Annotated in this window: 11 protein-coding genes; 5 read left to right on the forward strand and 6 right to left on the reverse strand. The window is 68.0% G+C overall.

Translation table 11 applies throughout. From position 1 onward, the window contains the following. Nucleotides 1-149 precede the first annotated feature (149 nt). Entirely contained in the window at nt 150-473 is a 324-nt protein-coding gene (gene fdxA / locus OEJ37_RS32790; protein ID WP_034183076.1) for a ferredoxin FdxA, read from the reverse strand. 288 nt (nt 474-761) lie between these two features. Here fdxA and pncB point away from each other — a divergent pair, with 288 nt between their 5' ends. From pncB to rmuC, 5 genes are all read left to right on the forward strand, one after another. Then, complete coding sequence (gene pncB / locus OEJ37_RS32795; protein WP_152855374.1) at nt 762-1961, forward strand: nicotinate phosphoribosyltransferase; 1200 nt, start codon at nt 762-764, stop codon at nt 1959-1961. Between the two features lie 87 nt (nt 1962-2048). Continuing rightward, entirely contained in the window at nt 2049-2711 is a 663-nt protein-coding gene (locus OEJ37_RS32800; RefSeq protein ID WP_263349155.1) for a lactate utilization protein C, read from the forward strand. Nucleotides 2712-2754: 43 nt separating this feature from the next. Further along, on the forward strand, nt 2755-4185 hold the full coding sequence (locus OEJ37_RS32805; RefSeq protein WP_174417712.1) for a sodium:proton antiporter: 1431 nt from the start codon (nt 2755-2757) through the stop codon (nt 4183-4185). Nucleotides 4186-4266: 81 nt separating this feature from the next. Further along, the gene (locus OEJ37_RS32810; RefSeq protein WP_175945674.1) at nt 4267-5256 is read left to right on the forward strand and encodes a 2-hydroxyacid dehydrogenase; all 990 of its coding nucleotides are present in this window, start codon (nt 4267-4269) and stop codon (nt 5254-5256) included. Beyond that, on the forward strand, nt 5253-6731 hold the full coding sequence (rmuC, locus tag OEJ37_RS32815) for a DNA recombination protein RmuC (RefSeq protein WP_263349157.1): 1479 nt from the start codon (nt 5253-5255) through the stop codon (nt 6729-6731). Before OEJ37_RS32810 ends, rmuC begins: the two co-directional genes overlap by 4 nt. A gap of 108 nt (nt 6732-6839) precedes the next feature. Here rmuC and OEJ37_RS32820 read toward each other — a convergent pair whose 3' ends face one another. From OEJ37_RS32820 to moaA, 5 genes are all read right to left on the reverse strand, one after another. Next, on the reverse strand, nt 6840-7325 hold the full coding sequence (locus tag OEJ37_RS32820; RefSeq protein ID WP_105390714.1) for a GNAT family N-acetyltransferase: 486 nt from the start codon (nt 7323-7325) through the stop codon (nt 6840-6842). Next, the gene (locus OEJ37_RS32825; protein ID WP_006476519.1) at nt 7322-7597 is read right to left on the reverse strand and encodes a hypothetical protein; all 276 of its coding nucleotides are present in this window, start codon (nt 7595-7597) and stop codon (nt 7322-7324) included. Before OEJ37_RS32825 ends, OEJ37_RS32820 begins: the two co-directional genes overlap by 4 nt. A gap of 39 nt (nt 7598-7636) precedes the next feature. After that, nucleotides 7637-8935, reverse strand: a complete 1299-nt coding sequence (glp, locus tag OEJ37_RS32830; RefSeq protein ID WP_175945670.1) for a gephyrin-like molybdotransferase Glp — start codon at nt 8933-8935, stop codon at nt 7637-7639. Nucleotides 8936-9046: 111 nt separating this feature from the next. Next, complete coding sequence (mobA, locus tag OEJ37_RS32835) at nt 9047-9664, reverse strand: molybdenum cofactor guanylyltransferase MobA (RefSeq protein ID WP_175945668.1); 618 nt, start codon at nt 9662-9664, stop codon at nt 9047-9049. A gap of 28 nt (nt 9665-9692) precedes the next feature. Next, a complete protein-coding gene (moaA, locus tag OEJ37_RS32840) occupies nt 9693-10805 on the reverse strand; it encodes a GTP 3',8-cyclase MoaA (protein ID WP_174417707.1) in 1113 nt (370 codons plus the stop codon). Nucleotides 10806-10888: the final 83 nt, after the last annotated feature.

Raw genomic sequence — 10888 nt, forward strand, 5'->3', positions numbered from 1 at the left:
ACCAGGGACCTACGGATTAACAGTCCGGCGCTCTACCGACTGAGCTATCGGGGAACAAACAGCAGAGAAATGAGATTGTATGGAGTGTTCGCTAACCTGTCAATACTTTTGGGCCGCAGCGCACAAAAATTTTTGCGGCCGCCGCGCGATCAGCGCTCGAGCAGGTGCAGCTTGTCCTGCACGTCCTTCCACTCGTCCGCGTCGGCCGGTGCCGGCTTGGTCTTCGTGATCGACGGCCAGCCCTTTGCCAGCTCGGCATTCAGCTCGGTGAACTGCTGTTGGTCGCCGGGAACGTCTTCTTCGGCATAGATCGCATTGGTCGGGCACTCGGCGACGCACACGGCGCAGTCGATGCACTCGTCCGGATCGATGGCGAGAAAGTTGGGACCTTCACGGAAGCAATCCACCGGGCACACATCCACGCAATCCGTGTATTTGCACTTGATGCAGCCTTCGGTCACAACGTGAGTCATTAAAACGCTCCTGCTTGGCGGTATATATGGGGTGGCGTTTGCGCCAAAAGCGGCATTGTAACTGAAGCGCAAAACCCGCATGGCATGGTCGGCTTTCCGGCTTATATCGTTTCGTGATTAGTTTATGGGGGTCCGCCGGCGGGAACCCGGATACGGCGTGTCGGCGCGACGGGGCAGCGCGGCAGGCGGTTTCACGATGGTCGGGCCCGCATTCGGGTAACATGGCCGACAGACCGGGCGGCGCGCTGTGCGCCGGGGCCCTGTCACGATATTGGCGGTGCCGCAAACATGATCATCACTTCGCTGCTCGACACGGATCTCTACAAGTTCACGATGATGCAGGTCGTCCTGCATCACTTCCCGGCCGCAAACGTCGAATACCGTTTCAAGTGCCGCACGCAAGGCGTCGATCTCGTGCCGTATATCGACGAGATCCGCGACGAGGTGCGCGGCCTGTGCGCGCTGCGTTTTTCCGATGTCGAACTCGACTACCTGCGGCGGATGCGCTTCATCAAGAGCGATTTCGTCGACTTCCTCGCGCTGTTCCACCTGAACGAGAAGTACATCTCGATCACGCCTTCGCCGAAGGGCAACGGCGAGATCGACATCGAGATCAAGGGGCCGTGGCTGCATACGATCCTGTTCGAGATCCCGGTGCTCGCGATCGTCAACGAAGTCTATTTCCGCAACACGCAGCGCGAACCCGACTATCGTGAAGGCCGCGAGCGGCTGCGCGAGAAGATCAAGCTGCTCGGCGCGAAGCCCGAGTTCGCCGATTGCAAGATCGCCGACTACGGCACGCGCCGGCGCTTCTCGAAGGTGTGGCACGAGGAAGTCGCGCTCACGCTGCGCGACGGCCTCGGCCCGCAGTTCGCGGGCACGAGCAACGTGCTGTACGCGATGAAGCACGACATCACGCCGCTCGGCACGATGGCTCACGAATACCTGCAGGCGTGCCAGGCGCTCGGCCCGAGGCTGCGCGACTCGCAGATCTACGGCTTCGAGATGTGGGCGAAGGAATACCGCGGCGACCTCGGGATCGCGCTGTCGGACGTCTACGGGATGGACGCGTTCCTGAACGACTTCGACATGTACTTCTGCAAGCTGTTCGACGGCGCGCGCCACGATTCGGGCGATCCGTTCGACTGGGGCGAGCGGATGCTGCGCCATTACGAGGCGAACCGGTGCGACCCGCGCACGAAGGTGCTCGTGTTCTCGGACGCGCTCGACATCCCGAAGGTCATGCAGTTGTACGAACGGTTCCGCGGCCGCTGCAAGCTCGCGTTCGGCGTCGGCACGAACCTCACCAACGACCTCGGCTACGTGCCGCTGCAGATCGTGATCAAGATGGTGCGCTGCAACGGCCAGCCGGTCGCGAAGCTGTCGGATTCGCCGGGCAAGAGCATGTGCGACGACAAAGCCTATCTCGCGTACCTGCGCCAGGTGTTCGGCATCGCGCAACCGGTCGAGGAAGACGCGTCGAAGTAGGCGTCGGCCGTTCGGTCGAAGGTGCGTGGCGGCAGGGGCGGCCGGTATAATCCGACGTATTGCACGCCAACGTCACGAGGACCGTTCATGGACACTTCTGCTGCCCGTCGCCAGATCCTCGCGCGCATTCGCGCGGCGCAGGGGCGCGCGGCCGAGCCCGATGCAGCGGAGCGCGACGGCGTCACCGATTATCTCGCCCGTCATCCGCAGGGTCCGCGCCCGCCGGCGCCGGCCGATCTCGTCGCCGCATTCGCCGACGAAGCGGCGCGCCTGTCGACGACGGTCGACGAAGTCGCGACGCTCGCCGACGCCCCTGCCGCCGCTGCCCGCTATCTTTCCGCTCACGGCCTGCCGACGCAGGCCGTCGCCTGGCGCACGCTGGCCGATCTCGACTGGGCCGGCGCTGGCCTGTCGGTCGAGTGCCGCAAGCCGCGCGACGGCGATCTCGTCGGCCTCACGGGCTGCTTTTGTGCGACCGCCGAAACGGGTTCGCTGGTGCTGCTGTCCGGTCCCGATACCTATGCGTCGGCCGGCCTGCTGCCGGAGACGCACATCGCGATCGTGCCCGCGTCGCGGATCGTCGCTGGCCATGAAGACGCGTTCGCGCTGATCCGCGCGGAACGCGGCGAATTGCCGCGTGCGGTCAATTTCGTGTCGGGCCCGTCGCGCACGGGCGACATCGAGCAAACCATCGTACTGGGCGCGCACGGCCCGTACCGCGTGCACGCGATCGTCGTACGGGGCGCATGACGCGCCCGCCGCATCCACTACCACTCGAACAAGGAAGTTCTGCATGAAACGACATGCCGCCTGGGCGGGCATGGCGTCGGGAGTCGCGCTTGGCGCCGCTCCCGCGCTTGCATCGGCCGCAACGCTCGACGGTGCCACGCTGTCCGCACTCTGGGGCATCCCGTTTGCCGGGATCCTGCTGTCCATCGCGCTGTTTCCGCTCGTCGCCCCGGTGTTCTGGCATCACCACTTCGGCAAGATTGCAGCCGGGTGGGCGGTCGTGTTCCTGGTCCCGTTCGCGTTCGCGTTCGGCGCGGGCACCGCGTTCGGCACGCTCGTGCATGCGCTGCTCGAGGAATACATTCCGTTCATCGTGCTGCTCACCGCGCTCTATACGGTGGCAGGCGGCATCTGCGTGAACGGCAACCTGCATGGATCGCCGAAGCTGAACACCGCGATCCTCGCGCTCGGCACGCTGCTCGCGAGCGTGATGGGCACGACGGGCGCGGCGATGCTGCTGATCCGGCCGCTGCTGCGCGCGAACGACAACCGCAAGCATGTCGTGCACGTCGTGATTTTCTTCATCTTCCTCGTCGCGAACGCGGGCGGCTCGCTGTCGCCGCTCGGCGATCCGCCGCTGTTCCTCGGTTTCCTGAACGGCGTGAGCTTCTTCTGGACGACTACCCATCTCGCGCTGCCGATGCTGTTCATCTGCGTCGTGCTGCTGGCGCTGTTCTTCGTGCTCGACACGTATTTCTACCGGAAGGGTGGCGAGGAGCGGCCGGCCGCGCTCGATCCGACGCCCGACGACGCGGCGCTGTCGATCGACGGCAAGATCAATTTCGTGCTGCTCGCAGCCGTGGTCGCGCTCGTGCTGATGAGCGGCATCTGGAAGCCGGACATCGCGTTCGACGTGTGGGGCACGCACGTCGCGCTGCAGAACCTCGCGCGCGACGTCGCGCTCGTGGTCGTGACGCTCGCGTCGCTCGCGCTGACGCCGCGTTCCGCACGTGAAGGCAACGCGTTCAACTGGGCGCCGATCGAGGAGGTCGCGAAGCTGTTCGCGGGAATCTTCGTGACGATCGCGCCGGTGATCGTGATCCTGCGCGCGGGCGCGGACGGCGCGTTCGCGCAGATCGTCCATCTCGTCACGGGGCCGGACGGCAAGCCGATCGACGCGATGTACTTCTGGGCGACGGGCCTGCTGTCGTCGTTCCTCGACAATGCGCCGACCTATCTGGTGTTCTTCAACCTCGCGGGCGGCGATGCGCAGACGCTGATGACGGCGGGCGCGTCGACGCTCGCCGCGATTTCCGCGGGCGCGGTGTTCATGGGCGCGAACAGCTATATCGGCAACGCGCCGAACTTCATGGTGAAGGCGATCGCGGAGTCGCGCGGCGTGAAGATGCCGAGCTTCTTCGCATACCTCGGCTGGGCGCTCGTCATCCTGGTGCCCGTGTTCCTGCTGACGTCGCTGATCTTCTTCCCGGCGTAACCTGACAACTTTCAACCAAGCGCGGGCGATCCCGGCGGCGCGATGCGCGCCGCGACCGGCCCGCGGCATACGGAGATGGCGATGCAGAAGATCCTGGTCGCGCGTCCGATCTTTCCGGACGTGATCGAACGCCTCGAGCAGTATTTCGAAGTCGACTGGAACAACGGCGACGCGCTCGGCCCCGATGCGCTCGTCGCGCGTCTGGCCGACAAGGACGGCGCGCTGACGGCCGGCGACCCGGTCGGCGCGGCGGCACTCGCTGCTGCGCCGCGCCTGCGCGTCGTGTCGAACATGGCGGTCGGCTACAACAACTTCGACATGGCCGCGTTCAACGCGGCGAACGTGCTCGGCACCAACACGCCCGACGTGCTGAACGAGTCGACCGCCGATTTCGGCTGGGCGCTGATGATGGCCGCCGCGCGCCGGATCGCCGAGTCCGAGCACTGGCTGCGTGCCGGTCACTGGCAGAAGTGGGCGTACGACGGTTTCCTCGGCACCGACATTTACGGCTCGACGCTCGGCGTCATCGGGATGGGGCGCATCGGCCAGGCGCTGGCGCGCCGCGCGCGCGGCTTCGGGATGCAGGTGATCTATCACAACCGGTCGCGGGTCGCGCCCGAGATCGAGGCTGAACTGAACGCCGAATACGTGTCGAAGGATGCGCTGCTCGCGCGCGCCGATCACGTCGTGCTCGTGCTGCCGTACACGAAGGAAAACCATCACACGATCGGCGCGGCCGAACTCGCGAAGATGAAGCCCACCGCGACGCTGACCAACATCGCACGCGGCGGGATCGTCGACGACGCGGCGCTGGCCGCCGCGCTGCGCGACGGGACGATCGCCGCGGCCGGCCTCGACGTGTACGAAGGCGAGCCGACCGTGCATCCGGCGCTGCTCGAGGTGCCGAACGTCGTGCTGACGCCGCATATCGCGAGCGCGACCGAAAAGACGCGCCGCGCGATGGCGAACCTCGCCGCCGACAACCTGATCGCCGCACTGGGCGAGGGGCCGCGCGCGGGGCAGCCGCCAAATCCGATCAACCCTGACGTGATCGGGAAGCCGCGCGCATGACGATGACGTTGTTGCTTGCGGCCGTTGTCGTGCTGGCCGTCGCGCTCGCGGTGGCGATCGTCGCGATCGTGCGCGGCGGTGGCCGCCACGACGATGCGGCGGTGCTCGGCGACCAGATCGAGGATGCCGCGCATGCGCAGGCGCGCGCGGTCGAGCGGCTCGAACGCGAATTGCGCGGCGAGATCGTCGAGAACGCGCGCGGTTCGCGCACCGAGCTGGCCGGCAGCTTCTCGCAGCTTCAGCAGACGCTCGCCGCGCAACTGACGAGTGTGGCGACTGTGCAGAACAACCAGATCGAGGGTTTCGCTCAGCAGCTCGGCAAGCTCGTCGCCGGCAATGCGCAGCAGTTCGACGCGATGCGCGAGAGCGTGCAGCGCCAGGCGCAGCAGGCGCGCGAGGAGCAGACGGCCGCGCTCAGGCTGTTCGGCGATACGTTGAACCGGCAGCTCACGCAACTGACCGAAGCGAACGATCGCCGGATCGGCGAAGTGCGCGCGACGCTCGAACAGCGGCTGAAGGAAATCGAGACGAACAACGCGGCGAAGCTCGAGGAGATGCGCCGCACCGTCGACGAGAAACTGCACGCGACGCTCGAGCAGCGGCTCGGCGAATCGTTCAAGCTCGTGTCGGACCGGCTCGAGCAGGTCCATCGCGGGCTCGGCGAGATGCAGACGCTGGCGGCGGGCGTCGGCGATCTGAAAAAGGTGCTGACCAACGTGAAGACGCGCGGCACCTGGGGCGAGGTGCAGCTCGAGGCGCTGCTCGAACAGATGCTGACGCCCGATCAGTATGCGAAGAACGTCGCGACGGTGCCGAAGAGCACCGAGCGCGTCGAGTTCGCGATCCGGCTGCCGGGCCGCGAGGCGGGCACGCGAGACGCATCGCCGGTGTGGCTGCCGATCGACGCGAAATTTCCGCGCGAAGACTACGAGCGGCTGATCGACGCGCAGGAGCGCGCCGATGCGGCGGCGGTCGAGGAGGCGGCCCGCGCGCTCGAAGCGCGCGTGCGGCTGGAGGCGCGCACGATCGCCGAGAAGTACGTCGCGCCGCCGCACACGACCGATTTCGCGCTGCTGTTCCTGCCGACCGAAGGGCTTTACGCGGAAATCCTGCGCCGGCCCGGGCTGACCGACCTGCTGCAGCGCGACTACCGCGTGACGGTCGCGGGGCCGACGACGCTCACCGCGTTGCTGAACAGCCTGCAGATGGGGTTCCGTACGCTCGCGATCGAGCAGCGCTCGAGCGAGGTCTGGCAGGTGCTCGGCGCGGTGAAGACGGAGTTCGGCAAGTTCGGCGACGTGCTCGCGCGCACGAAGGCGCAACTCGAAACGGTCACGCGCTCGATCGAGTCCGCCGAGCAGCGTACGCGCGTGATGAGCCGCAAACTGAAGCAGGTCGAGGCGTTGCCGGGCGATACGGCGGCCGGCTTGCTCGGTTCGGACGGCGCGGACGGCGCCGATGCCGACGACGCTTGACGGGTTCAGCCGCTCGAGTGCGGGCGGATCGCAATGAAATCGGGCGCCGTCGGCGCCCGTTTCCTTTTGCTGCAGGGTAGTTCGGCCGCGGCTCGCGCAGGCCGACGCTCAGCGCCCGGCGAGCGTGTCCAGCGCGTCGCCCGTCACGCGGACGATGCGCCATTCGGGCAGCACGGTCGCGCCCATCTTCTCGTAGAAATCGATCGCGGGCTGGTTCCAGTCGAGGACCGACCATTCGAAACGCCCGCAACGACGCTCGACGGCCAGCGCCGCGAGGTGGCGCAGCATCGCGGTGCCGAGGCCGGTGCCGCGCTGCGACGGCTGCACGTACAGATCCTCGAGATAGAGGCCGCGACGGCCGAGGAACGTCGAATAGTTGTGGAAGAACAGCGCGTACGCGACGATCGCGCCGTTGCGCTCGGCGACGAGCGCTTCGGCGGCAGGCCGCTCGCCGAACAGTGCGTCGGCGAGATCCGCTTCGGTCGCGACGAACAGGTGCGTGAGCTTCTCGAATTCGGCCAGCTCGCGCATCAGCGCGAGGATCGCGCCGACGTCGCGCGCTTCGGCCGCGCGGATCAGCGGCGCATCGCTCACGCCTCCTCCGGCGGATCGGACAGCACGATCTCGATGCCGCCGAAGCGCGACGCGACCCAGTTGTATGCGTGGCATGCGATCCACAGCAGCACGAAGCCGAGGATGGCGTTCAGCAGCAGCGCGCTCAGGATCGTGCTCAGTTCGACCATCCCGTAGCGGATGTACGCGACGAGAATGCCGAGCAGCACGATCGGCACGCTGAACGTCAGGTAGACGAGGATCAGCGCCTTCGCGGTCTGCCCCGCGGCGATCGACGAAATTTGTTTCTTCATGTGCGGATTGCCCCCGTAGAGATATACCGATAGTGGAATTCAGATCAGGCCGTCGAGCGGCAGGATGTCGACCGGGGTGCCCGCGTCGACTGCCGCGGTATCGTGGCCCAGGACGATGAAACAGTTGGCGGCCGCGAGGCCGCTCAGCGATGCGGAACTCTGCGAACCGGCCGGCGCGACGTGCCAGCGGCCGTCGGCGGCGCGCGTCGCGACGCCGCGCAGGTATTCGGTGCGGCCGGGACGCGTCTTCAGCGCATGCGTGCTGAGCGCCGTGTACATCGCCGGCGGCGGCGTCTGCGCGCCGGCCAGCGTCAGCAGCGCGGGGCGCACGATTGCGTAGAACGTTACGGCGGACGCGACCGGATTGCCGGGCAGCCCGAAGAACAGTGCGTGACCGGCGCCGTCGGCCGCTCGTGCGAGCGTGCCGCACGCGAGCGGCCGGCCGGGTCGCAGCGCGAGGCTCGCGAACGTGACGTCGCCGAGCCGCGCCATCACGTCGCGCGTGAAGTCGGCTTCGCCGACCGATACGCCGCCCGACGTGATCACCGCGTCGGCCTGCGCGGCGACCGCGTCGCGCAACGCGGCTTCGAGCGCGGCCGGGTCGTCGCGGACGATCCCGAGATCGATCGCGTCGACGTGCAGCCTTTCGAGCATCGCGATCAGCATCCCGCGATTGCTGTCGTACAGCGCGCCGCGGCCGAGCGGTTCGCCGGGTTCGCGCAGTTCGTCGCCGGTCGAGAACACGGCGACGCGCACGCGCCGGCGCACCGTGACGTCGGTGAGGCCGAACGACGCGAGCAGGCCGAGATCGGACGGCCGCAGGATGCGGCCTGCGGCGAGCGCACAGGCGCCGCGCGCGAGATCCTCGCCGGCCTTGCGGCAGTTCGCGCCGCGCGCGACGTCGTGCGCGGCGAAGCGGATCGCGTCGCCGTCGACGTGCACGCGCTCCTGCGGAATCACCGTATCGCATCCGGCCGGCATCGGCGCGCCCGTCATGATGCGCACGCATGAACCGGCCGCCACGGCGCCGTCGAACGGATGGCCCGCGAACGCGATGCCGGCGACCGTCAGCGCGATGTCCCCTGTCGGCGACGCGGGCGCGTCGGCGCCGCCGTCGAACGCATAGCCGTCCATCGCCGAGTTGTCGTACGCCGGAATGTCGAACGGCGCGCTTACGTCGGCCGCAAGCACGCGGTCGAGCGCGTCGCGCAGCGCCACCGTGTCGCACGCGTCGACGGGCACCACGAAGCGGCACGCGAGCGCCTGCGCGTCGGCAAGCGACAGCGTGGCATCGGAATCGGGTGCGGTTCGGGAGGCGGGCGAGGATTGCGTGATCATCAGTCGGACTGCGCCGCGAGGCGTATCGGGTTTGTGGCCGGTGGCGCGAGGAGGGTGCGTGGGCGCGGATTTCGCGTGCGGCGGGCGCCGGGCGGGAGCGGCGCGGGGCCGTCAGCGACGGGCCAGCGCGGCGAGTTCCTGCCAGGAGTTGGCATTGTAAAACGCACGCTCGTCGTGAAACTCGACTTCGACCGTCTTGTGGCGTGCGTACCACGCACGCACCTTGCGGTCGCCTGCCGCGAGCCGGGCGGCGAGATCGTCGGCCAGCGCCGTGCGCAGCAGCGCGAACGTCGGCTGCGGCGAGCGCGCCTGCTGCGCGTCGACGGTTACAGCCATCGCGATGTCGGCCTGCTGCGCGTCGAGCGCCTCGTGCAGCCGCGTGACGAGGTCGGCGGGCAGAAACGGCGTATCGCACGGTGAGCACACGACGAGCGGCGCGCGCACCGCCCGCATGCCGGCGAGCAGGCCCGCTAGCGGGCCGGGGAAATCGGGCGTTTCGTCCGCGACGACGCGCGCGTCGAACGGCGCACCGAGTTCCGCATAGCGATCGGCGTGGCGATTCGCGCTGATCAGCATCTCGTCGACCTGCGGCGAGAGCCGGCGCAGCACGTGCAGCGCGAGCGGCGTGCCGTCGAGTAGTTGCAGGCCCTTGTCGACGCCGTCCATGCGCGTGGCGCGGCCGCCGGCGAGCAGCAGGCCGGCGATCGAAGGAGAGGCGGAAACGGGCATCGTGCGCAGGTGAAATGGGTGGCGTGCGTCAGCCGCCGATATACGACATTTCGACGCGCTTGCCGGCGCCGTCGGGCGAGGTTTCGGCCGACGCGCTGCCGCGCAGTTGCGAATAGCGGTCGGTGCGCGCCTGCCAGATGCGGGCGATCGCGGTCGCGATCTCGGCGTCGCTTGCACCGCCGCGCACGAGCGCGCGCAGGTCGTGGCCCGTCGACGCGAACAGGCACAGGTACAGCTTGCCCTCGGTCGACAGCCGCGCGCGCGTGCAGTCCCCGCAGAAGGCCTGCGTGACGCTCGAGATCACGCCGATCTCGCCGCTGCCGTCCGCATAGCCCCAGCGCTGCGCGGTTTCGGCAGCCGTGTGCGCGTCGAGCGGCACGAGCGGGAAATGTTCGGCGATCCGTGCAACGACGTCCGCCGACGGCAGCACCTCGGTCATGTTCCAGCCGTTCGACGTGCCGACGTCCATGTATTCGATGAAGCGCAGGATCACGCCGGTGCCGCGGAAACGCTCGGCCATCGGCAGGATCTCGCTGTCGTTGGTACCGCGCTTCACGACCATGTTGACCTTGACCGGCGCGAGGCCCGCGGCCTGGGCCGCGAAGATGCCGTCGAGCACGTCGGCGCTCGCGAACTCGGCGTCGTTCATGCGCTTGAACAGCGTATCGTCGAGCGCGTCGAGGCTGACCGTCACGCGCGTGAGCCCGGCGTCCTTCAGCGCGCGCGCCTTGCGTGCGAGCAGCGAGCCGTTGGTCGTCAGCGTCAGGTCGAGCGGGCGGCCGTCATGCGTTGTCAGGCGCGCGAGGCGCTCGATCAGGAATTCGAGGTTCTTGCGCAGCAGCGGCTCGCCGCCCGTGATGCGGATCTTCTCGACGCCATGTGCGACAAAGAGCCGCGCCACGCGTTCGATTTCCTCGTGCGTGAGCAGCGCGCTGTGCGGCAGGAACGGGTAGTCCTTGTCGAAGACCGCGCGCGGCATGCAGTACACGCAGCGGAAATTGCAGCGGTCCGTCACCGAGATGCGCAGGTCGCGCAGCGGCCTGGCGAACGTGTCGGCCAGCGTGCCGTCGGGGGCGTGCGCGACGCCGGAGACGTCCGGCACCCCGCTGACGTCGGCGAGAGGAATGATGCGTCGGGACATGTTGAAAGAAGTGCGAGCCAGACCTGTATTTTAGCCGCAAGCGGCCGACCGGGCCGGTGGGCGGAAACCCGCAGCGCGGACGT

The sequence above is a fragment of the Burkholderia sp. BKH01 genome (genome assembly GCF_025685725.1).
GTDB lineage: Bacteria > Pseudomonadota > Gammaproteobacteria > Burkholderiales > Burkholderiaceae > Burkholderia > Burkholderia pyrrocinia_C.